The 22,085-nt window shown below is 65.8% G+C and carries 23 protein-coding genes and 1 pseudogene; 14 read left to right on the forward strand and 10 right to left on the reverse strand.

Going from position 1 to position 22,085, the window contains the following annotated elements; translation table 11 throughout:
* Nucleotides 1–8 precede the first annotated feature (8 nt).
* Nucleotides 9–1,325, reverse strand: a complete 1,317-nt coding sequence (locus C4K38_RS20855) for a Na+/H+ antiporter family protein (RefSeq protein ID WP_164487044.1) — start codon at nt 1,323–1,325, stop codon at nt 9–11.
* Between the two features lie 1,616 nt (nt 1,326–2,941).
* Between C4K38_RS20855 and C4K38_RS33065 the strand changes: the two are divergent.
* Together C4K38_RS33065 and C4K38_RS32960 are read left to right on the forward strand one after the other, a co-directional pair.
* Nucleotides 2,942–2,998, forward strand: a pseudogene (locus C4K38_RS33065) (hypothetical protein); the annotation flags it as partial.
* 201 nt (nt 2,999–3,199) lie between these two features.
* On the forward strand, nt 3,200–3,904 hold the full coding sequence (locus tag C4K38_RS32960; RefSeq protein WP_481374243.1) for a methyl-accepting chemotaxis protein: 705 nt from the start codon (nt 3,200–3,202) through the stop codon (nt 3,902–3,904).
* Nucleotides 3,905–4,127: 223 nt separating this feature from the next.
* Here C4K38_RS32960 and C4K38_RS20865 read toward each other — a convergent pair whose 3' ends face one another.
* Genes C4K38_RS20865 through C4K38_RS20880 form a run of 4 tightly spaced genes read right to left on the reverse strand, consistent with a single transcriptional unit; the run spans nt 4,128 to nt 6,728 of the window.
* Nucleotides 4,128–5,441: a sensor histidine kinase gene (locus tag C4K38_RS20865; protein ID WP_053279983.1), complete on the reverse strand. Its 1,314-nt coding sequence runs from the start codon at nt 5,439–5,441 to the stop codon at nt 4,128–4,130.
* The gene (locus C4K38_RS20870) at nt 5,438–6,106 is read right to left on the reverse strand and encodes a response regulator transcription factor (RefSeq protein WP_009049871.1); all 669 of its coding nucleotides are present in this window, start codon (nt 6,104–6,106) and stop codon (nt 5,438–5,440) included. The genes C4K38_RS20865 and C4K38_RS20870 overlap by 4 nt, the downstream gene beginning before the upstream one ends.
* On the reverse strand, nt 6,106–6,420 hold the full coding sequence (locus tag C4K38_RS20875) for a PepSY domain-containing protein (RefSeq protein ID WP_016701955.1): 315 nt from the start codon (nt 6,418–6,420) through the stop codon (nt 6,106–6,108). The genes C4K38_RS20870 and C4K38_RS20875 overlap by 1 nt, the downstream gene beginning before the upstream one ends.
* Nucleotides 6,420–6,728, reverse strand: a complete 309-nt coding sequence (locus C4K38_RS20880; protein ID WP_007930566.1) for a PepSY domain-containing protein — start codon at nt 6,726–6,728, stop codon at nt 6,420–6,422. Before C4K38_RS20880 ends, C4K38_RS20875 begins: the two co-directional genes overlap by 1 nt.
* A 160-nt stretch (nt 6,729–6,888) precedes the next feature.
* Here C4K38_RS20880 and C4K38_RS20885 point away from each other — a divergent pair, with 160 nt between their 5' ends.
* The 7 genes from C4K38_RS20885 (at nt 6,889) to codA (ending at nt 13,388) form a co-directional block, all read left to right on the forward strand.
* On the forward strand, nt 6,889–7,968 hold the full coding sequence (locus C4K38_RS20885; RefSeq protein ID WP_053280018.1) for a patatin-like phospholipase family protein: 1,080 nt from the start codon (nt 6,889–6,891) through the stop codon (nt 7,966–7,968).
* A gap of 97 nt (nt 7,969–8,065) precedes the next feature.
* A complete protein-coding gene (queD, locus tag C4K38_RS20890) occupies nt 8,066–8,422 on the forward strand; it encodes a 6-carboxytetrahydropterin synthase QueD (protein ID WP_025804812.1) in 357 nt (118 codons plus the stop codon).
* Nucleotides 8,423–8,571: 149 nt separating this feature from the next.
* Complete coding sequence (locus tag C4K38_RS20895; protein WP_053279984.1) at nt 8,572–9,408, forward strand: alpha/beta fold hydrolase; 837 nt, start codon at nt 8,572–8,574, stop codon at nt 9,406–9,408.
* A complete protein-coding gene (locus C4K38_RS20900; RefSeq protein ID WP_053279985.1) occupies nt 9,405–9,911 on the forward strand; it encodes a nucleoside 2-deoxyribosyltransferase in 507 nt (168 codons plus the stop codon). The genes C4K38_RS20895 and C4K38_RS20900 overlap by 4 nt, the downstream gene beginning before the upstream one ends.
* A gap of 37 nt (nt 9,912–9,948) precedes the next feature.
* Nucleotides 9,949–10,572: an NUDIX hydrolase gene (locus tag C4K38_RS20905; protein ID WP_053279986.1), complete on the forward strand. Its 624-nt coding sequence runs from the start codon at nt 9,949–9,951 to the stop codon at nt 10,570–10,572.
* 194 nt (nt 10,573–10,766) lie between these two features.
* Complete coding sequence (gene codB, locus C4K38_RS20910) at nt 10,767–12,038, forward strand: cytosine permease (protein WP_053279987.1); 1,272 nt, start codon at nt 10,767–10,769, stop codon at nt 12,036–12,038.
* A 78-nt stretch (nt 12,039–12,116) separates the two neighbouring features.
* Entirely contained in the window at nt 12,117–13,388 is a 1,272-nt protein-coding gene (codA, locus tag C4K38_RS20915; RefSeq protein WP_053279988.1) for a cytosine deaminase, read from the forward strand.
* 182 nt (nt 13,389–13,570) lie between these two features.
* Here codA and C4K38_RS20920 read toward each other — a convergent pair whose 3' ends face one another.
* Both C4K38_RS20920 and C4K38_RS20925 read right to left on the reverse strand, forming a co-directional pair.
* Nucleotides 13,571–14,566, reverse strand: a complete 996-nt coding sequence (locus C4K38_RS20920; protein ID WP_053279989.1) for a DeoR family transcriptional regulator — start codon at nt 14,564–14,566, stop codon at nt 13,571–13,573.
* A gap of 213 nt (nt 14,567–14,779) precedes the next feature.
* Complete coding sequence (locus C4K38_RS20925) at nt 14,780–15,565, reverse strand: AraC family transcriptional regulator (protein ID WP_053279990.1); 786 nt, start codon at nt 15,563–15,565, stop codon at nt 14,780–14,782.
* A 92-nt stretch (nt 15,566–15,657) separates the two neighbouring features.
* On the opposite strand from C4K38_RS20925, the gene C4K38_RS20930 reads away from it, so the two are divergent.
* Nucleotides 15,658–15,909 (forward strand): DUF7709 family protein, encoded by a 252-nt coding sequence (locus tag C4K38_RS20930; protein WP_053279991.1) that lies wholly within the window; start codon nt 15,658–15,660, stop codon nt 15,907–15,909.
* 287 nt (nt 15,910–16,196) lie between these two features.
* Here the strand turns inward: C4K38_RS20930 and C4K38_RS20935 are convergent, their stop codons facing one another.
* A complete protein-coding gene (locus C4K38_RS20935) occupies nt 16,197–17,201 on the reverse strand; it encodes a cyclase family protein (RefSeq protein ID WP_053279992.1) in 1,005 nt (334 codons plus the stop codon).
* A 98-nt stretch (nt 17,202–17,299) separates the two neighbouring features.
* On the opposite strand from C4K38_RS20935, the gene C4K38_RS20940 reads away from it, so the two are divergent.
* The gene (locus C4K38_RS20940; RefSeq protein ID WP_053279993.1) at nt 17,300–18,226 is read left to right on the forward strand and encodes a LysR family transcriptional regulator; all 927 of its coding nucleotides are present in this window, start codon (nt 17,300–17,302) and stop codon (nt 18,224–18,226) included.
* On the opposite strand, the gene C4K38_RS20945 is transcribed toward C4K38_RS20940, so the two are convergent.
* A complete protein-coding gene (locus C4K38_RS20945; RefSeq protein ID WP_053279994.1) occupies nt 18,211–19,119 on the reverse strand; it encodes a LysR family transcriptional regulator in 909 nt (302 codons plus the stop codon). The two genes, C4K38_RS20940 and C4K38_RS20945, sit on opposite strands and share 16 nt — an antisense overlap.
* A gap of 147 nt (nt 19,120–19,266) precedes the next feature.
* Here C4K38_RS20945 and C4K38_RS20950 point away from each other — a divergent pair, with 147 nt between their 5' ends.
* Nucleotides 19,267–19,689, forward strand: coding sequence for a DoxX family protein (locus C4K38_RS20950; RefSeq protein WP_053279995.1), 423 nt, complete (start codon nt 19,267–19,269; stop codon nt 19,687–19,689).
* Nucleotides 19,690–19,913: 224 nt separating this feature from the next.
* On the opposite strand, the gene C4K38_RS20955 is transcribed toward C4K38_RS20950, so the two are convergent.
* Complete coding sequence (locus tag C4K38_RS20955) at nt 19,914–20,384, reverse strand: Lrp/AsnC family transcriptional regulator (protein ID WP_007932741.1); 471 nt, start codon at nt 20,382–20,384, stop codon at nt 19,914–19,916.
* 154 nt (nt 20,385–20,538) lie between these two features.
* Between C4K38_RS20955 and C4K38_RS20960 the strand changes: the two genes are divergently transcribed.
* The gene (locus tag C4K38_RS20960; protein WP_124345308.1) at nt 20,539–20,886 is read left to right on the forward strand and encodes a PALP domain-containing protein; all 348 of its coding nucleotides are present in this window, start codon (nt 20,539–20,541) and stop codon (nt 20,884–20,886) included.
* Nucleotides 20,887–20,901: 15 nt separating this feature from the next.
* Nucleotides 20,902–22,062 (forward strand): MFS transporter, encoded by a 1,161-nt coding sequence (locus tag C4K38_RS20965; protein WP_053279996.1) that lies wholly within the window; start codon nt 20,902–20,904, stop codon nt 22,060–22,062.
* Nucleotides 22,063–22,085 lie beyond the last annotated feature (23 nt).

Raw genomic sequence — 22,085 nt, forward strand, 5'->3', positions numbered from 1 at the left:
CCGCGGCCTCAGAGCACCATCGCCGCGACCCAGCCGAACGCCAGCAGCGGCAGGTTGTAGTGCAGGAAGGTCGGGACCACGGTGTCCCAGATGTGGTGATGCTGGCCGTCGATATTCAGGCCGGAGGTCGGGCCCAGGGTCGAGTCCGAGGCCGGCGAACCAGCGTCGCCCAAGGCGCCGGCGGTACCGACGATGCAGACGATGGCCAGCGGGCTGAAGCCCAGCTGCACGCACAGCGGCACGAAGATGGTCGCCAGGATCGGCACGGTGGAGAACGACGAGCCGATGCCCATGGTCACCAGCAGCCCCACCAGCAGCATCAGCAAGGCACCCACGCCCTTGCTGTGGCCGATCCAGCTGGCCGAGGATTCCACCAGGCTCTTCACCTCGCCGGTGGCCTTCATCACTTCGGCGAAACCGGCGGCGGCGATCATGATGAAACCGATCATCGCCATCATCTTCATGCCTTCGGTGAACAGGTCGTCGGTCTCGCGCCAGCGCACGATGCCCGACACCGAGAAGATCAGGAAGCCGGACAGCGCACCGATAATCATCGAATCCAGCAACAGCTGGATGACAAAGGCCGCGACAATCGCCAGGCCCGCCACCAGCAGCGTGCGCGGGTTGTATTGCACCGTCACCTGCTCGACTTTCTCGATCAGTTCCAGGTCATACACACGCTTCTTGCGGTAGCTGACAAAGGCCAGCAGCAGGCCGAAGACCATGCCCAGGGCCGGAATGCCCATGGCGTGGGTGACATTGATATTGCTGATGTCCACGCCGCTGCGGGCAACGTTGGCCAGCAAAATCTCGTTGAGGAAGATATTGCCGAACCCCACCGGCAGGAACATGTACGGGGTGATCAGGCCGAAGGTGATGACGCAGGCGATCAGCCGTCGGTCCAACTGCAGTTTGCTCAGCACATACAACAACGGCGGCACCAGCAGCGGGATGAAGGCGATATGGATCGGCAGGATGTTCTGCGAGGCGATCGCCACCACCCACAACAGGCCGATCAGCAGCCATTTGACGTTGCCGCCGCCGTTGGCGTCCTGGCGGTCCACCAGCAGCAGGATCTTGTCCGCCAAAGCGTGGGCCAGGCCGGACTTGGCGATCGCCACCGCAAAGGCGCCGAGCAAGGCGTAGGACAGGGCCACCGTCGCTCCACCGCCGAGGCCGTTATTGAAAGCCTTGAGCGTCGCCTTGATACCCAGGCCACCGGTCAACCCTCCCACCAGCGCGCCCACGATCAGCGCGATCACCACATGCACGCGGGACAGGCTGAGGACCAGCATGACGCCAACCGCGGCAATTACTGCATTAATCATCGTTACCTCATGGCACTGCGGCGGGAAAACGCCGCAAAAGGAATGAGTCCGGCCAGAGGGCATAGCTGCCGACGCCGGATTGAAAAAGGAGGGTCTTATTAGAGGGCGCGCACTTTGCAGCAGCGGGCAACGCTTGTCAAAACCCGGGCGCCGCCCTCTGCCCTCTGTAGCCGCTGCCGCAGGTTCGGGCCGCGTTCGGACGATAAGGTCCGATGGACCTTCCGAGGCCCTCAAAAGCAACGCCCACTTCGTCGGAATGCCGCCCAGATCGATCGCAGCCTGCGGCAGCCGCTACAGGGGACGGTGGCTTAGGGGCAAATCCGCAGCAAGACAGTCCCCGGGGAAAATTCGAACGAGCGTTTAAAGAAGGCCGCTCTTCGGCCGATACGCTGCAAAGTCTCAAATAAATATCGAATAAGGACGTCTCCATGTCGCTCAGACAACTTTCCATCCAGTGGAAAATCACCTTGCTCGCCGGACTCTGCCTGGCCGGCATCGTGACCCTGCTGGTGGGGCTTTCGCTGTACCGCATGGAGCACAGCTCCGCATTGGTGAAGGCCTCGAGCATGGAGATGCTCAACGAAGCCGCCCAGGCCCGCATCGAGGCCCAGGGCGAAGTCCAGGCGCTGGGCATCCGTCAGCAATTCATGGACGCCTATCAATACGGCCACGGCTTCTCGCGCCAGGTGCTGTTCCTGCGCGAACAGGCCGAGAAGCGTTTCCTCGATGCCTTCGACCTGCGCGAGGACCTGACCCGCCAGGTGAAGTCGGCGCTGCAGGCCAACCCCGACCTGCTCGGCCTGTCGCTGGTGTTCGAAGCCAATGCCCTGGACGGCAAGGACGAACTCTTCAGCGGCCAGAGCGAACTGGGCAGCAACGACAAGGGCCGCTTCGCCCTGTACTGGTCGCAGCCGACCCCGGGCAAGCTGACCTCCATGGCGCTGCCGGAAAGCGACATGAGCGACACCACCACCGGCCCCAGCGGCCAGCCGGCCAATGCCTGGTTCACCTGCCCGCGCAGCACCCTCAAGCCCTGCGTGATCGAGCCCTATTTCTATGTGATCGACGGCCAGAATGTGCTGATGACCAGCATCGTGTTCCCGCTGCTGGTGAACGGCAAAGTCATCGCCTCGCTGTCGGTGGACATCAACCTCAACAGCCTGCAATCGGTCAGCCAGCAAGCGAGCAAGGAACTCTACGACGGCCAGACCACGGTCAGCATCATCAGCCCGGTCGGCCTGCTCGCCGGCTACAGCGCCGACGCCAGCAAGCTCAGCCAGCGCCTGGACCAGCTGGACCAGGCCAACGGTGGCGAACTGATCCGCCTGCTGTCGGCCAGCACCCAGACCCAGAGCCTGCACAACGACAACGCCCTGAAAGTACTCGCGCCCTTCACCCCGATTCCCGACGGCAAGCCCTGGGGCGTACTGCTGGAAGTGCCGGAGCGGGTCCTGGTGGGCCCGGCCGAAGCCCTGAAGAACCAGCTGGACCAGAGCAATAAGGCCGGCACCCTGGTCGAACTGGGCCTGGGCCTGCTAGCCGCGGTGCTCGGCCTGCTGCTGGTGTGGCTGATGGCGCGCAGCGTGACCCGGCCGATCCTCGGCGTGGCGCACATGCTGGAAGACATCGCCAGCGGCGAAGGCGACCTGACCCGGCGCCTGGCCTACGACAAGAAGGACGAACTGGGCCAGTTGGCCGGCTGGTTCAACCGCTTCCTCGACAAGCTGCAACCTATCATCGCCGAGGTGAAGCGCTCGGTGCAGGATGCCCGCGGCACCGCCGACCAGTCCTCGGCCATCGCCACCCAGACCAGCGCCGGCATGGAGCAGCAGTATCGCCAGGTCGACCAGGTGGCCACCGCCTCCCATGAGATGAGCGCCACCGCCCAGGACGTCGCCCGCAGCGCGGCCCAGGCCGCCCAGGCCGCCCGCGATGCCGACCAGGCCACGCGCCAGGGCCTGAGCGTGATCGACCGCACCACCACCAGCATCGATCACCTGGCGGCCGACATGAGCACCGCCATGACCCAGGTCGAAGGCCTGGCCGCCAACAGCGAGAAGATAGGTTCAGTGCTGGAAGTGATTCGCGCCATCGCCGAGCAGACCAACCTGCTGGCCCTCAACGCCGCCATCGAGGCCGCCCGCGCCGGCGAGGCCGGGCGCGGTTTCGCGGTGGTCGCCGACGAAGTGCGCAACCTCGCCCGCCGCACCCAGGAATCGGTGGAGGAAACCCGCCAGGTCATCGAGGAGCTGCAAAGCGGCACCCAGGAAGTGGTCGGTGCCATGGGCAACAGCCACCGCCAGGCCCAGGGCAGCGTCGAGCAGGTCGGCCAGGCGGTCACCGCCCTGCGGCAGATCGGCGACGCGGTGACGGTGATCAGCGACATGAACCTGCAGATCGCCAGCGCCGCCGAAGAGCAAAGCGCGGTGGCCGAGGAGATCAACAACAACGTGGCGACCATCCGCGACGTCACCGAGTCGCTGTCGGAGCAGGCCAACGAATCGGCGCGGGTCAGCCAGTCGCTGAACAGCCTGGCCAACCAGCAGCAGAGCCTGATGGATCAGTTCCGGGTCTGATCTCCAGCCCCCTCCTCCCTATGGGAGGGGCATCCATTTCGAGGACATCCTGGCTTTTGTAGCCGCTGCCGAGGAATGAGGCTGCGATCGGCTGCGCAGCAGTCGTAACCCCAGCAACTCGGTATGTCAGATACACCCAGGACACAGGATTGGCGGCCGCTTCGTCGGAATGCCGCCCAACCCTATCGCAGCCTCGTGCCTCGGCAGCGGCTACAGATCGGCGCTAGCGCTTGGGCAACTCGATCAACACCCGCAGCCCGCCCTGCGGGCTTTCCAGCAAGCGCAGCGCCCCGCCCCAGCTCTCGACGATATCGCGCACGATGCCCAGCCCGAGGCCGTGGCCATCGGTCTGCTCGTCCAGGCGCGTGCCACGGCTGAACACCTGGCTGCGCTGTTCCTCGGGAATCCCCGGTCCATCGTCATCCACCGCCAGGCCATAACCCTGGGCGGTCTGCCAGACACTCAGCGCCACTTCGGCATCCGCCCACTTGCAGGCGTTGTCCAGCAGGTTGCCCAGCAGCTCCAGCAAATCTTCCCGGTCCCAGGGCAATTGCAGGCCGGGGGCCGCCTGGTAGCTCAGGTCCAGGTGCTCGCCATGGATCATGTTCAGGGTCGCCAGCAGTCCCGGCAGCTCGGCGTCGCAATCGAACAGCGCGCCGGGCAAGGCATCGCCGGCCAGGCGTGCGCGGTTCAGCTCGCGATTGAGCCGCTGCTGCACCTGCTCCAGCTGTTCTTCAAGCAATTGGCGCAACTCCGGGTGCGCTTGCAGCTTGGGGTTGGAAGCCAGGCTCAGCAGCACCGCCAGCGGGGTCTTCAGTGCATGCCCGAGGTTGCCCAGGGCATTGCGCGAACGCTTGAGGCTGTCTTCGGTATGGGCCAGCAAATGGTTGATCTGCGCCACCAACGGCTCCAGCTCCAGCGGCACCTGTTCGTCCAGTTGCGAACGCTGGCCGCGCTGCAATTGGGCGATCTGTTCGCGGGCCTGCTCCAGCGGGCGCAAGGCGCGGCGCACGGTGACCCGCTGCAGGATCAGGATCAGCAGCAAGCCGGCCAGGCCCAGGCCGAGGCCAACCTGTTGCATGCGCAGAAAGCTCTCGCGCACCGGGGTGTAGTCCTGGGCCACGCTGATGGAAATCGATTGCCCGAGGCGTCGGTAGTCGGTGCGCAGCACCAGCAGGCGCTGGCCTTCCGGCCCCAGTTGCAGGTTGCTGTGCAGGCCGGTCTGTTCCAGTTTTGGCAGATCCTGGTCCCACAAGGAGCGGGAGCGCCAGTGCACGTCATCGAAGTCGATGCGGAAGTAATGCCCGGAAAACGGCCGCTGATAGGCCGGCGACAGGCGCCGCTCGTCCAGCTGCAAACCCTGGGGGCCGCGCACCAGCGCCACCAGCAGGCTTTCGCTGTCGTTGCGCAGGCCGGCTTCCAGGTAGCGTTGCAAGCCCATCTCGAACAGCCACAGGCTGGTCTGCGCCAGCACCAGACCGACAATCACCATCACACTGATCAGGCCCAGGCTCAGGCGGCGCTGGATCGACCTCACTGGGCGCTCCCGCCGAACAGGTAGCCCTGGCCGCGCCGGGTTTCGATCACGCTGCGCCCGAGCTTGCGCCGCAGGTGGTTGACGTGGACTTCCAGCACGTTGGAATCGCGCTCGGTCTCACCGTCGTAGAGGTGCTCGGCCAAATGGCTTTTCGAGAGGATCTGCTCCGGATGCAGCATGAAGTAGCGCAACAGGCGGAACTCGGCGGCGGTCAGCTGGATATCCACGCCATCGCGCACCACGCACTGGCGGCCTTCGTCGAGGTGCAGCCCGGCGGCCTGCAGCGTCGGCTGGTTGGCCTGGCCGTGGGAACGGCGCAACAGCGCCTGGATGCGCAGGTGCAATTCTTCCGGGTGGAAGGGTTTGGTCAGGTAGTCGTCGGCACCGGCCTTGAGGCCTTCGATGCGTTCGGCCCAGGAACCACGGGCGGTAAGGATCAGCACCGGGGTCGCCAGGCCGCCGGCACGCCATTTCTCCAGCACCTCCAGGCCTGGAACCCCCGGCAGGCCGAGGTCGAGCACGATCAGGTCGTAAGGCTCGCTGGCGCCCTGGTACAGCGCGTCACGGCCGTCGGCCAGCCAGTCCACGGCGTAGCCCTGGCGATTGAGCCCGGCCAGCAGTTCGTCGGCCAGGGAGACATGGTCTTCCACCAGGAGCAGGCGCATCAGTCATCTTCCTTGTCTTTCAGTAAGCGGCCGGTGGCGGCCTCGAGGTCCAGCTCGCGGACCACGCCCTCGGCGGTCAGCAGCTCGACTTCATAGATGTAGACGTCGTGTTTTTCTTCCAGCTCGGCTTCCAGCAGCTTGGCCCCGGGGTAACGGTCCAGGGCCTGTTGCAGCAACTGCTCCAGCGGCAGGATCACCCCTTGCTGGCGCAGGCGCAGGGCTTCGTCCTGGTCCAGGTCGCGGGCCAGCGCCACCGAGCAAAAAGCCAGAAGCGCCAGGGCCACCCTGCTGCCGGCGCGTAGATTCACCTTCATTACGTATCCTGATGATCCTTGAGCACCTGGCCGCTCACCGCGTCCAATTCCAGGTCCCACTCAACCCCTTGAGGGTCGCGCATCTCGATCTGGTAGATGTACTTGCCGTACTCCTCTTCCAGCTCGGTTTCGGTGATGGTCGCGCCCGGGTGCTTGGCCAATGCCGTGGCATTGAGTTTTTCAAAGGACACAATGGTACCAGCGTCGCGCAGTCTCAGGGCCTCGTCTGGGCCCAGGTCGCGGGCATGGGCCAGGCTGGCGGTCATGCCGATGAGGGTCGCGGTGAACAGGGCAGTCAGGGTTTTCATGGGGTGTCTCCGGCTTTCTCGTTATGTGTTGCTACGCGGCTCACGATAGCGGGTCGAACTTAATTGAAACTGAATGGCCATCATCGGCAGCGCGCAGGTTTCATTCGGCGCCGCCCGCCCGAGCTTTTATACTCACCTGTCGCTCGAGATTGAGGCCGGTATGACCGCTATCCACATCAAGTTCCCCGCCCTGACCCTCAAGGCCGGCCCGCGCGCCCTGGCCCGCATCCGCGCCAACGGCCTGAGCGCGGCCGAAGTCGGCACCCTGCCCGGCGCCGCCGGCGGGCCGAAAGCCCTGGGCATCCAGGGGCTGGACCTGGCGTTGTTCGGCGAGTGGCTGCCGGCGGCGCCACGGGAACGTTCGCTGATCGGTGCCTCGGTGGGTTCCTGGCGCTTCGCCAGCGCCTGCCTGCCGGACGCCGTCGAAGGCATCCGCCGCCTGGGCCAGCTGTACAACGCCCAGAGTTTCGCCAAGGGCGTGACCATGGCGCAGATCAGCCAGAGTTCGCAACGCATGCTGCACGAGCTGCTCGACGGCCGCGACGCGAGCATTCTCGACAACCCGCACTACCGGCTGAACATCATGGTGGTGAAAAGCCACGGCCTGCTCGCCGACGACCATCGCGGCCGTCTGGGCCTGGGACTGTCCTCGGTGATCGCCGACAACCTGCGCGGCCGCGCGCGCCTGTCTCGGCACTTCGAACGCCTGGTGCTGCTCGACCCGCGCCTGGCGCCACCGCTACAAACCCTCGACGACTTCCCCTCGCGCTTCGTGCCGCTGGACACCGGCAACCTGCGCCAGGCCCTGCTGGCCTCGGGTTCGATCCCGATGGTCATGCAAGGCGTGCGCGACCTCCCCGGCGCCGGGGCCGGCACCTTCCGTGACGGCGGCCTGCTGGACTACCACCTCGACCTGCCCTACAGCGGCGAGGATATCGTGCTCTACCCGCATTTCACCGACCGGGTGATTCCCGGCTGGTTCGACAAGACCCTGCCCTGGCGCCGCGGCAACCCGGGCCGCCTGCAGGACGTGTTGCTGCTGGCACCGTCGAAGGAATACCTGGCGCGCCTGCCCTACGGCAAACTGCCGGACCGCAACGACTTCAAGCGCTTCATGGGCGACGACGCCAGCCGCCAGAAATACTGGCGTAGCGCGATGGACGAAAGCCGGCGCCTGGGCGACGAGTTCCTGGAGCTGGCCGCAAGTGGTGGTCTCGGTGAGCGGCTATTGACCCTTTAGTCAGTGTTTTCCCGCACCGGCATAACCAAGCTGGTAAACTCGCTGCCTGCCTTACATCGCCCGCGGCGATAGCCACCTGACCGAGCTGACCGACACTGTGGAAATCTTCAAAGAATTTACCTTCGAATCCGCCCACCGCCTGCCCCACGTACCTGAAGGCCACAAATGCGGGCGCCTGCACGGCCACTCCTTCAAGGTGGCCATCCACCTGAGCGGCGACCTCGATCCGCACACCGGCTGGATTCGCGACTTCTCCGAGATCAAGGAGATCTTCAAGCCGCTCTACGAGCGCCTGGACCACAACTACCTGAACGACATCCCCGGCCTGGAAAACCCCACCAGCGAAGTGCTGGCCAAGTGGATCTGGAACGAGCTCAAACCCCTGCTGCCGGAGCTGAGTGCGATCCGCATTCACGAGACCTGCACCAGCGGCTGCATCTATCGCGGCGAATAATCCCCACCTGTAGCCGTAATCCTGCGCAGCAGGCGGGCTTTTGCACAGCCTGCTGCAACGGCTACAGAGCACCACACCTCCCAGCCAATACCGCATCACCGCTCGTTTTGCCCTATGATCTGGCCTCTCTCGCCAAGAGGAACATCGCCATGAGCGACTGGCTTCTGGATCAGCAATATCGCTTCAACGGGTACACAGTGCGCTATGCCATTCACGGCGATGGCCCTCCCCTGGTATTGGTGCACGGCACGCCCTTTTCTTCCTACGTCTGGCACCGCATCGCCCCGCACTTCAGCGCCAGCCACCGGGTGCATTATTTCGACCTGCTGGGCTACGGTCAGTCGGAACAGGCCGCTGGCCAGGATGTGTCCCTCGGCGTGCAGAACCAGCTGCTGGCCGAACTGCTGGAGCACTGGGGCCTGGAGCGCCCGGACGTGGTGGCCCACGACTTCGGCGGCGCCACCGCCCTGCGCGCCCACCTGCTCAACGGCAAGGACTACCGCAGCCTGACCCTGATCGACCCGGTGGCGCTGCCGCCCTGGGGCTCGCCCTTCGTGCAGCACGTGCGCCAGCATGAACAGGCCTTCAGCGGCGTGCCGGACTACATCCAGCGCGCCATTGTGCCGGCCTACATCCGCGGGGCGATCCAGCGCGAGATCCCCGACCAGGAGCTGGCGCCCTACGTCCAGCCCTGGCTCGGCGCCAGCGGCCAGGCCGCCTTCTACCGGCAGATCGCGCAGATGGACGAGTGCTACACCACGGAAGTGGCCGGGCTCTATCCGAGCATTCGTTGCCCGACCCAGATCCTCTGGGGCGAGGACGATCAGTGGATCCCCATCGAGCGCGGGCGCCAGTTGCACCAGCTGATCCCCGGCTCGCGGTTCCAGGCCGTACCCAATGCCGGCCACCTGCTGCAAGAGGATGCCCCGGAAGCCATAATCGCCGCGCTCCTGCGTTTTCTGCCCCAGCCCGGGAGCAAGGCATGAGCCCACGCATCTACCTCGCCGGCTTCGACCTGTTTCGCCGCGATGCCATCGCCCGCGGCGAATACCTCAAGAACCTGTGCCAGGCCCAGGGCCTGCAAGGCCTCTACCCCTTCGACCATCAGGTGCCGGCCCAGCCGACGCCGGAGCAGACCGCCCAACTGATCTGCCAGCAGAACCTGCAGATGATCCGTGACTGCGACGCGGTGCTGGCCAACCTCAACGACTTTCGCGGCCTGGAGCCGGACTCCGGCACCGCCTTCGAGGTGGGCATGGCCATCGCCCTGGGCAAACCGGTGTGGGCCTGGTTCGACGCCCCCACGACCCTGCGCGAGCAAGTGCCCCATGACGCCGACGGCCGCGACGCCGAAGGTTTCCTGGTGGAGGATTTCAACCTGCCGCGCAACCTGATGCTGGCCTGCACCTGGGCCGGCCACAGCCGCAGCGCCGAAGAAGCCTTGCCGCGCCTGGCCGCTTACCTCGCACAGCAGCCGCCAAGGTTCTGACCCTGACAGGTCCAGCTATCACTCAAGGACAGCCACCATGGAAAACACCTGGCTCACCCACGCCAAACGCTTGCAGGCCCTCGCCTCCACCGGGCTGCATTTCTGCAAGGACCCCTTCGATCGCGAGCGTTACCAGGAAGTCGCCGACATCGCCCACGACATGCTCGCGCAACTGGGCAATGTCCCGCTGGAACGCATCACCGGCCTGGTCTCGGATTTTGCCCAACGCTATTCGACACCGATGGTGGAAGTGCGCGGCGCGCTGATCGAGGAACAGAAGATCCTCCTGGTGCGGGAAATGACTGACGGCCTCTGGGCCTTGCCCGGCGGCTACGCCGATGTCGGCCTGTCGGCCGCCGAAAACGTGATCAAGGAAATCCACGAAGAAGCCGGACTCGAGGTGACCGTGCGGGGCCTGTACAGCGTCCGGCACAAGGCCAAGGGGCCGTACAAGGCCGATCACCGCGATTTCTACAAGCTGTATTTCCTCTGCGACCGGCAACACGGCGCAGCGCCAGTGGCCGGCAGCGAAACCACCGAGGCCGCCTTCTTCGCCCTCGACCAGCTGCCGGCGCTGTCCCTGGGACGCACCGTGGAACGGGATATCCAGGAAGCCTTCGACTTTCATCAGGGCAAGACCACCCAGGTGCGGTTCGACTGACGCTCAGGCCCCTTGCAGCGACGCGAAGCATCACCCGCTGCACTGCTTTCGTGCCGGCCCGGCCCCAGAAGTGAGCAGCACGCGGTAGCGGCATTCGTGCCATCGTCTATACCTGCCGGGTAGCCGCCGGGTGTCAGGTCCTTTGGCACGCCTGCTGCAACAGCGCTGTAACACTCAGCCACCAGGGACAGGCCATGACCCAGCACGCATCCGGCAACGACTACCCACTCAGCGAAGTCCCGATGCACGCGCGCAAGGGCCTGGCCTCCACGGCCATGGTGCTGCTGGGGTTCACCTTTTTCACCGCCACCATGTTCGCCGGCGGCAAGCTCGGCGTGGCCTTCAGCTTTGGCCAGATGCTCGGGGTGATCGTCCTCGGCAACCTGCTGCTGGGCCTGTACGCGGCGGGCCTGGGCTACATCGCCTTCAAGAGCGGCCTGAACTCGGTGCTGATGGGGCGCTTCTGTTTCGGCGAGGTGGGCAGCAAGCTCAGCGACCTGATCCTCGGTTTCACCCAGATCGGCTGGTACGCCTGGGGCACCGCCACCGCGGCAGTGGTGCTGGGCAAATATTTCGAGCTGGGCCAGGGCACGGTGCTGGGGCTGATGGTGCTGTTCGGTATGGTGTTCTGCGCCACCGCCTACGTCGGTTACCGCGGGCTGGAAATCCTCTCTTATATCGCGGTGCCGGCCATGGCCCTGCTGCTGTTGCTGTCGATGTGGGTGGCCACGGTCAAGGTCGGCGGTCTCGATGGGTTGCTGGCCGTGGTGCCGAGCGCCAGCCTCGACCTGTCCACGGCCATCACCCTGGTGTTCGGCACCTTTGTCAGCGGCGCCACCCAGGCCACCAACTGGACGCGTTTTTCCCGCTCGGCCAGGGTCGCGGTACTGGCCAGCCTGATCGGCTTTTTTATCGGCAACGGCCTGATGGTGCTGATCGGTGCCTACGGCGCCATCGTCTACCAGCAGCCGGACGTGGTCGAAGTGCTGCTGTTGCAGGGCTTCGCCATGGCCGCCATGGCCATGCTCCTGCTGAATATCTGGAGCACCCAGGACAACACCATCTACAACTTCGCCGTCGCCGGCTGCAACCTGCTGCGCACCGGCCGGCGCAAGACCGTGACCCTGGTCGGCGCGGTGATCGGCACCCTGCTGGCGCTGCTGGGCATGTACGACATGCTGGTGCCCTACCTGATTCTGCTGGGCACGGTGATCCCGCCGATTGGCGGGGTGATCATGGCCGACTTCTTCTATCGCTACCGCGGCCAGTACCCGCGCCTGGCCGACAGCAAGCTGCCGGCGTTCAACTGGGCCGGCCTGGGCGCCTACGCCATCGGCACCGTGGCGGCCTTCGGCTCGCCCTGGGTCGCGCCGCTGGTGGGCATCGCGGCCGCCGCCCTGAGCTACATGCTGCTGAGCAGCCTGCTCGGCGCGCGCGCCACGACCGCGGCGGACATCCAGGCATGAGCCCGGGCCACGCGACGTTGCGGCCGCCGGCCCGAGCGCCGTACCCTGACCGCCTGGATTGAAAAAGGAATCGCTCCGATGCTCATCATCAACGCCCGCCTGCGCAACCGTGAAGGCCTGCATGAACTGCGCCTGGAGAATGGCCGCATCGCCAGCATCGCCCGGCAGACCGAAGCCCAGACCCAGGCCCCGCCCCAAACCCAAGCCCCCGACGACCTCGACGCCGGCGGCAATCTGGTGGTGCCGCCCTTCGTCGAGCCGCACATTCACCTGGACGCCACCCTCACCGCCGGCGAGCCGCGCTGGAACATGAGCGGCACCCTGTTCGAAGGCATCGAATGCTGGGGCGAACGCAAGGTCACCATCACCCAGGAAGACACCAAGGCCCGCGCCCGCAAAACCATCCGCGCCCTCGCCGCCCACGGCATCCAGCATGTGCGCACCCATGTCGACGTCACCGACCCCGAGCTGACCGCGCTCAAGGCCATGCTCGAAGTGCGCGAGCAAAGCACGCACCTGGTGGACATGCAGATCGTCGCCTTTCCCCAGGAAGGCATCGAAAGCTACCGCAACGGCCGCGAGCTGATGGAAGAGGCGATCCGCCTCGGCGCCGACGTGGTGGGTGGCATTCCGCACTTCGAGTACACCCGCGACCAGGGCGTGAGCTCGGTGAAGTTCCTCATGGACCTGGCCGAACGCACCGGCTGCCTGGTGGACGTGCACTGCGACGAGACCGACGACCCGCACTCGCGTTTTCTCGAAGTGCTGGCCGAAGAAGCCCGCAGCCGTGACATGGGTTCACGGGTGACCGCCAGCCACACCACCGCCATGGGCTCCTACGACAACGCCTACTGCGCCAAGCTGTTCCGCCTGCTCGGCCACTCGGGCATCAGCTTCGTCTCCTGCCCCACCGAAAGCATCCACCTGCAGGGGCGCTTCGACAGCTTCCCGAAACGCCGCGGCGTGACCCGGGTCAACGAGCTGCTGGAAGCCGGGATGAACGTGTGTTTCGGCCAGGACTCGATCGTCGACCCCTGGTACCCCCTGGGTAACGGCAACATCCTGCGGGTGCTGGAAGCCGGCCTGCACATCTGCCACATGCTCGGCTACCGCAACCTGCAGAGCGCCCTCGACCTGGTCACCGACAACAGCGCCAAGGCCCTGGCCCTGGGCGAGCGTTACGGCCTGGAAGAAGGCCGGCCGGCCAACCTGCTGATTCTGTCGGCCGACAGCGACTACGAAATGATCCGCAGCCAGGGCCTGCCGCTGTACTCGATCCGCAACGGCAAGGTGCTGATGAAACGGCAAATGGCCCAGGTGGAGCTGCCGGGCGATGCGGGGTTTGTGTAACGGCTGCTGACGTCATCGCGGGCAAGCCTCGCTCCTACAGAAGATGGCGATCTTGGTGTCGGAATGAGGTTTGCTTGCAATGATTTAGCCGTGCTGGGATTGGGTTGGTCGCAACAATGCGACTGGCGCGCATCTGTAGGAGCGAGGCTTGCCCGCGATGGCGTACTTGAATACACCTCGAGCTAAGCAATGCCCACCGCCGTACCGAACAGGCTGACCCGCACCAACTCCCCACCCTGCGCTTCCAGGCGCAACGGCGCGGTACCGCCAGGCATCACCACCGCGACTTCGCCGGCCTTGACCCAACCGACCCGCCACGCCGCGCTGGCCACCGCACTGGCGCTGGTGCCGGAGGACGCGGTGGGGCCTTCGCCGCGTTCGAATACCCGGGCGGCGATACGCTGCGGACCTTCCAGCCACGCCCATTGCAGGTTCACCCCCGCCGGGCAAGGCTCGCCACTGCCGGTGGGCATGGCATAGGCGATGCGGGTCAGGGCCTCGGCCAGGGGCGCCTCACTCATCTGCCGGTTGCTCGGCAAGGCGCTGGCATCGCTGACCAGGGTCACGCAATGGGGGTTGCCGATGCGCACGAACTGGCTGCGACTCCATTCCGGGCGCAACCGCGCCAGCCCAAGCACACGGCTCAGCTCGACACAGCTCGAACCGTCATTCTCGACCCCTTGTTGCGCCCCCACGGCCTGTGGCCCGAACGCCGGTTGCCCGAGGTCCAGCCAGAAGCCGGGCACCCCGGCGACCAGTGCCGGCTCGACCAGGGTCGCCACCGGCGACACCCCATCCGGCTTGTCGTGGTGCACCCGCAGCTCCGTAGGCCCCTGAGCCGGCAGTAGCCCTTGCTCGGTCAAGGCCTGGGAAAAGATGGTCAGGCCGTTGCCACTGCGCTCGGCCAGGGTGCCGTCGGTGTTGACGATCAGCAGGTCGAACGGCGGCGCGTCCTGGAACGGCCCGACCAGCAAGCCGTCGCTGCGATGGGCCTTGGCCCCTTCCGGCCGGGTGCCGGGCGTCCAGCCGCACAAGGCCTCGATGGCCTGCTCGCTCCAGTCGGCCCGGGCTTGCGCCGCCTCGGCCGCGCTGGCCGGCAAGGCGATCCCCAGCCGGCGCACTTCAGCGGGGGCCACCACAGCGTAAAGATTGCCGCGGGCATCGTAGAAAGAGGTCATGTAGAGGCTTCCAAAAGCAGACGGGCCGCTGACATTACTGTGAATGCAGCGGCCCGGCCAAGCCCCGTGGCTATGTCAGCGCCCAGGTCAGCGTACCCGCCACGACGACGTGTTGCAGATGCGCCAGGCGCTGGCTATTTGAGCCACAGCCGGGAGCGGCTTTCACTGGTGTGACGAGGTGGTGAAAGCGTCGGAGGAAAAGCGGCGAATCGATCAGCCCTTTTCCCGCCCCACAAAGTAGCGCCCCGGCGTCACCCCGAACTGACGGCGGAACATGGCGATAAAGGCGCTGACATTGTCGTAGCCCAGGTCCAGCGCCACCCGAGTCACTGCATCCCCCGCCGCCAGGCGCTCCAGGGCCCGCAGCAAGCGTGCCCGCTGCCGCCACTGACTGAAGGCAAAACCGGTCTCGCCGACAAACCGCCGGGCCAGGGTTCGTGGCGAGATCCCCGCCCACTGCGCCCAGGCTTCCAGGCCGCGGTTGTCCGCCAGGTCGTCGGCCAGCGCCTGGCAGATCCGCCGCAACCGCGGCTCCATAGGCAACGGCAAACCTAAGGGTTCCACCGGCAGGCTGACCAGCTCATCGAGGATCACCCGGGCGATGTGCAATTGGCGCTCCTCCAGCGCGCCTTGTGGCCAGCTCGCCGCGCGCATCACCGCCTCCCTCAACAGCCCGGAGGTGGCAATGATCCGTGGTTCCTCCGGCAGTCCGTGGCAGGCATCGGGCTCGATATAGACGCTCCAGCCGTCGAACGGGCCATGGGAACGCAAGGCGTGTTCGCACCGGGGCGGCACCCACACCGCATGGGTCGCCGGCACAACCCACTGGCTGTCGGCCGCCGTCACCGACAGCAGGCCGCGCCGGGCGCCGAGCAGTTGGCCGCGGGCATGACTGTGGGCGGCGGTCTGCCGTTCGATCGGGCTGTGTTGCCAGGCCGCGGCCAGCAGCGGGCCGCCCTGGGCTTGAGCGAGCAAGGGGGAAACCAAAGGTTGGGACATTGGCTGTTCCACGTTATTCAACGACATGAATCAGGCAGTTTAGCCAATCCCTTGACCGCAGACTGAGCGCTTATTCACACGAGGACCGATCCATGCGCGCCGAAGACCTGTTACCCGATCATCTCAACCATGCCGATTTCAACGGCACCCAAGTGCGCAAAGGCACGGTGGGGGCCTTCCTGATCAATGCCCGGCTCTGGGCCGAACCGGGCACGCCGACAGAGCAGCGGCGCGCCGCCGAGCAAGACCTGCTGGCCGCCCTGCCGGCGCTCCGCGCCCTGGGGCTGTTCGAACTGATGCAAATACGCGACCCGGCCTTGCGAACGTTGTGCGGGCAAGACTGAACCCAGCCCCCTGTAGCCGCTGCCGAGCCCGCGAGGCTGCGACAGACCCGCAGGGTCTCCAGCGCCCGCAAGACCGCCGCGAGCGTACCGCTCGATCGCAGCCTGCGGCAGCGGCTACACAAACATCGGGCCTGACCGGAATATCGAGGGCGTCACCATTCCCTGTAGCCGCTGCCGAGCCCGCGAGGCTGCGATAGACCCGCAGGGTCTCGGCGCCCGCAAGATCGCCACGAGCGTGCCGCTCGATCGCAGCCTGCGGCAGCGGCTACAGGTCACACGGCAAGCACCTAGCGAATCGGCAAGGCGATCGGCCGAATCGGTGCGGCATCGGCACCGCGGAACTTCAACGACGCGCCGATAAAGGCGAACTGGTACACCCGGTCCCGCGACAGGCCTTCGAGGTTGACCAGTTCCATGATCGGCGCGCCCTGCATCGCCAGCAGGTAGGTGTGCAACGGCAGGTAGTTGCCTTCCACCTCCGAGGGGAAGGTCTCGAAACTAAGGTTATCGGCGCCCACCACCATGGCGCCGCCCTCTTCCACCAGGAACTTCGCCGCGTCCAGGCTCATGCCCGGCGGGTTGGCCATATAGGCCTGGGCCTTTTCATAGTCACGCATGCGCCCGGTGCGGATCAGCACCACGTCGCCCTTTTCCAGGCTGACCTGTTGCGCCTTCAGCGCCTGTTGCAGGTCGGCGCGGGTCACCCGGTAATTGTCCGCCAGCATGTCCACGCCCTTGGCCGCGGCGACGTCGATCAGCACCCCACGAGCAACGATCGGCGGCAGTTTTTCCGCGCCGGTGACGTTCCAGCCACGGTCGCCCAGGTGCTGGTCAGCGCGAAAGCCATTCCAGATCTTGCCGTCGAGGCCGAAGTGGTTGAGCGCATCGATATGGGTGCCCATATGGGCGTACATCGACACCGCCGAGCCGGTATAGCTGACATGCCGGTTCATCGGCTCGCCGACCTGCATCGGGTCAGCGATCACATTGCCGTGGGGGGTATGGGTCATCCACATCTGATAGGGAGGATCGCCCGCCGCCTGCCAGCTGGGCATGCCGACGTAATAGTCCACCGCCAAATCGTAGGCCTGGCTGCCGTTGACCCGGGCCATGATCGCCGCCCGCGACTGCTCGGTGATCAGGTTCAGGCGGCCGATCTCATCCTTCGGCCCCCAGGGGCTGACACCCACCTCGGCCTGGGGCGCGGCGCTGCACTGTGCACTGAACAGGGCGCTGAACAGCGACAAGGCGGCCAGGCCGGGGATGACACGCGACAAACGGGAAACAGTCATGACGACACTCCTGTGAAATGAAGTGCCCATGGTATGGATTAACAATTCGGCGATAATCAGGCGTTTCGTTAAGACATATTCAACCCAGGAGAAACAATATGGACGTGCTGGCAGCCATGCGCACCTTTCGCCGAGTGGTGGAGCGCGCCAGCTTCAGCCTGGCGGCCAACGACCTGGGGCAATCCACCGCCGCCGTCAGCAAGCAGGTGCGCCAGCTGGAAGAACACCTGGGCAGCCTGTTGCTGCTGCGCACCACGCGCCGCATGAGTTTGTCGGACGCCGGCCAGGCCTATTTCAGCGAGTGCTGCCACCTGCTCGACGAACTGGCGGCCCTGGAATGCGCGACCCGCGCCGGCACCCGCGAGCCCGGCGGCCGCCTGCGGGTCAACGCGCCGCTGTCGTTCGGCCTCAAGGTGCTGTCGCCGATCCTTGCCGACTTCATGCGGCGCTACCCGCAATTTCGCATCGACCTGACCCTCGACGACCGTCTGCTGGATGTAGTGAGCGAAGGCTTCGATGTGTCGCTGCGGATACGCCGACAGCTGAGCGACTCATCGCTGATCGCCCGCCGACTGGGGGAAATCGACCAGGTGATCTGCGCCGCCCCGGCCTACCTGCAGGCCCATGGCAGCCCGCAGACCGTCGATCAGCTGCGCGACCACAGCTGCCTGGCCTATCGCCTGGCCGAGCATCCCGGCCACTGGCAGCTGGAAGGCCCGCAAGGCAGCAGCCGCCTGGAACTGCCGGTGCGTTTTGCCGTGGACAACAGCCTGATGCTCAGCGACATGCTCCAGGCCGGGCTGGGCATCGGCGCCCTGCCCTCGTTCATCGCCCAGCCGCTGCTCGACAGCGGCCAGTTGCAGCGGGTCCTGCCCTGCTACTCCATGCCAGGCCGCACCATCTACGCGGTGTACGCCAGCAATCGCCATGTGTCGCAGAAGATCCGCTTCTTCGTCGACTTCCTGGCCCAGGCCCTCGGCCCTGGCGAGGAGGCCGATCAGGCAATGCCTCAGGCGGCGGACTGAGCCTGGGCCACCAGCCAATCGATCAGCCAGGACGCCGCCGGCCCCGGTGGCGTGTCGAGGCGGTAGATGGCGTCGAAGCCATAAGGCAGGCCCTGGCTGCCCGGCAGATCGAGTTGCACCAGGCGCCCGCTGGCCAAGTCTTCCTCGACCATCGGCGCCGGCATGTTGCCCCAGCCGATGCCTTCCCTGAGCAGCATATGCTTGGAGCCCAGGTCCGCCAGGCGCCAGCTGTGGGTGCCGACCACGCCGAAGTCCTGGTTGCGCGTCAGCTCGGAACGGTCCGACAGCACCAGCTGCACATGCTCGCGGCCGGCCCCCGGCAGGTTGACCGAGGCTTGCGCCAATGGATGCTCCGGAGCCGCCACCGGAATCAGTTGGACAAACCCCACCTGCACCCGCTCGATACCCGCCAGATCGCGATGCACCATGCCGCTGACGCCCACCGCGGCACGCCCCGCCAGCACCATCTCGGCCACTGCGCCCAGGGCCTCCATATGCAGGTGCAACTGCACCGTGGGGAACTCGCGGCGAAAGTTTTTCAGCGCATCGACGATGCGCGCCGCCGGGAACATCACGTCGATCACCAAGTGGATTTCCGCCTCCAGGCCCTGCAACAGCCCCTTGACCTTGGCCCGCAGGCCGTCGATGCCGTTGTAGATGCTGCGCGCCTCGGCCAGCACCGTGCGCCCGGCCTCGGTGAGCTGGGGTTTGCGAGTGGTCTTGCGGTCGAACAGGCTGACCCCCAGTTGCAGCTCCAGGTTGGCCATGGAATAGCTGATCACCGAGGTGGCGCGATGCAGCTTGCGCGCCGCGCCGGCAAAGCTGCCGACCTCGACGATGGTGAGGAAGATGCGCAATTGATCGAGGGTGGGCGTGCCGGGGTTGCTGGACATGGTGCTGTTCTCGCAAAGGCTATGTTCTAGAAAATCGAACCTGATACTCGAAATTATTCGGCTATTACGTTCATAACGCCAGTGGCAAACTTCTCTCCATTGCGGCGCACCAGAGTGGTGAGGCCGAACCCACTGAGAGAATCCAGCATGTCCACACTGACCAACAGCCTGTCCGCCAGCTCGAACACCAACGCCAGCATCAGCCTGATCGGGCGCGTCCTGCTCAGCGCCATCTTCATCCTGTCCGGCTTCTCGAAAGTCGCCGCGCCAGCCGCCATGGTCGGTTACATCCAATCGGTCGGCCTGCCCTTCCCGCAACTGGCCCTGGGCATCGCCATCGCCGTGGAACTGGGTGGCGGCCTGCTGCTGATCGCCGGCTACCGCACCCGCCTGGTAGCCCTGGGCCTGGCGGTGTTCAGCGTGGCCACCGCCCTGGCCTTCCACAACAACCTGGGCGACCAGAACCAGTTCATCCACTTCTTCAAGAACATCGCCATGGCCGGTGGCCTGCTGCAAGTGGTGGCCTACGGCGCCGGTCGCTTCAGCCTGGATGCCCGTCGCCAGGGTTGATCGGCCTGCCCCACGACAACGCGGCGCCCAAGGGCGCCGCGTTGTCGTTTTCACCAGCCAGCCAGAGATACCCTGGCTTCTGTAGGAGCGAACGGGCGGCGATCCGACTTGCTCGCGATAAGAACGACGCGGTCCGCCTGACGGACCGCGTTTTCGTTTATCGCGGACAAGCTCCGCTCCTACAGAAGAACGCTTGTTTTCGGCAAACCGGGGTCAATCACTCATCAAGGCTGGGTCGGCACATCCAGCCCGACCTTGACCCGGCTCATGGCCACCAGGGTCTTGAAGCGCTTGACGTTGTTGTTCTCGAAGAACAGCTCGCGAGTCAGTTCGTTGTACTGGGCCATGTTGCGCACGGCGAAGATCAGCACGAAATCGCACTCCCCCGCCACGTAGTAGCACTGCTGCACCTGCGGGCAGGCCTGGAAGCTGCGCTTGAGCGCATCGAGCTGATCGATGCGTTCGCTCTCCACCTCCACCTCGACAATGATGCTCAGCTCATAGCCCAGCGCCTCGGGAGCGATGACCGCGCTGTAGCGTTCGATCACCCCTTCATCGCTCAGGCGCTTGAGGCGCCGATTGACCGCCGCGGTGGACAGGTTCACCCGCAACCCCAGCTCGCTTTGCGGAGTGCGCGCATCGCGTTGCAGCTCGGCGAGCAGTTTCAGGTCGTAGGCGTCCAGGCTGGTGGTCATGTAGGCAATCCGTAAGCAGGCAATCGCTGGCGAGCAATCAATGAAATGAAATTGTGCAAAGGCTGGCGATTATGCGAAACAAATTCGCCAGCCACGCAATATTATTTCCAGGGCTGCGAGCCGGGGCCTGGCCAGTGGCGCGGTGGACTCGCCGATGGCCGGCCTGGCCTGGCGCTTCCTGCAACCTTCGATCGATTGTTTTGTCACAATCCCCGACGCGCTCGCCGCCGACGCCATGCGCCGACTGGCCAGCGGCAGCGCCCGGGACATTCCCCTGGTGGCCGGCGAATCCGGCGCCGCGGGCCTCGCGGGACTGAGCCTGATGTGCAAGGATGGCGCGCGGCGCAAAGTCGCGCACCTCGACGCCCACTCACGCGTCCTGCTTATCAACACCGAAGGCGCCACGTCGCCAGCGGTGTATCAACAACTGGTCGGTGAAACGGCAGACTCGGTCCTCCAGCGGCAACAGCAATGGCGACAAGCGCCAGGCGCGCCGGGGTGACCGCCAAGGATTTTTATGACAGCCCTGAACACCCACACCTCGCAGCAACAGATCAGCCCCGGCCGCCTGGAACAGATGGCCACGCGCATTGCGTTTTTCATCGCCGGTTTCGGCATCGCCGCCTGGGCGCCGCTGGTGCCCTACGCCAAGGCCCGGGCCGGGCTCGATGAAGGCACATTGGGCCTGTTGCTGCTGTGCCTGGGAGTCGGTTCGATCCTGGCGATGCCGATCGCCGGGGTGCTTGCCGGGCGCTTCGGTTGCCGGCGGGTGATGGCCGCCGGCAGCCTGCTGATCTGCCTGGCCCTGCCGTTGCTGGCCACGGTGAGCACGGTGCCGCTGCTGATCGCCGGGCTGTTCATGTTCGGCGCCGGGCTGGGCACGGTGGATTCCACGGTGAACCTGCAGGCGGTGATCGTCGAACGGGCCAGCGGGCGGCCGATGATGTCGGGCTTCCATGGCCTGTTCAGTCTTGGCGGCATCGTCGGCGCGGCCGGGGTCAGCGCCATGCTCGGCCTGGGCCTGTCGCCACTGGGCGCGACCCTGGTGGTGGTGGCCTTGCTGGTCGTCGCCCTGCTCAAGGCGGCGCCGCACATGTTGCCATACGGCAGCCAGAGCTCGGGCCCGGCCTTTGCCGTGCCCCACGGCGTGGTGCTGTTTATCGGCTGCCTGTGCTTCGTGGTGTTCCTCGCCGAAGGCGCAGTGCTGGACTGGAGCGCGGTGTTCCTCAGTGCCGAGCGCCAGGTGGATGCCGCCTATGCCGGCCTGGGTTACGCGGCCTTCGCCCTGACCATGACCGTCGGCCGCCTGACTGGCGACACCATCGTGCACAAGCTGGGGGCCAAGCGGGTGATCGTCATGGGCGGTTCGGTGGCCGCCGCGGGCCTGCTGCTCGCAACCCTGGCGCCCGCCTGGGAAGCGGCACTGGTGGGCTATGCGCTGGTGGGGGTCGGCTGCTCGAACATCGTGCCGGTGCTTTACACCGCGGTGGGCAAACAAACCCTGATGCCCGAAGCCATCGCCGTGCCGGCCATCACCACCCTGGGTTACGCCGGCATCCTCGCCGGCCCGGCGCTGATCGGTTTTATCGCCCACGGCAGCAGCCTGAGCATCGCCTTCGGCCTGATCGCGGTGATGCTGATCGGCGTGGCGGCCAGCGGCAAAGTGTTGAAGGTTTGAGCCCCTTCGCGGGCAATCGAGCG

It is taken from the genome of Pseudomonas chlororaphis subsp. piscium, from assembly GCF_003850345.1.
Classification (GTDB): domain Bacteria; phylum Pseudomonadota; class Gammaproteobacteria; order Pseudomonadales; family Pseudomonadaceae; genus Aquipseudomonas; species Aquipseudomonas piscium.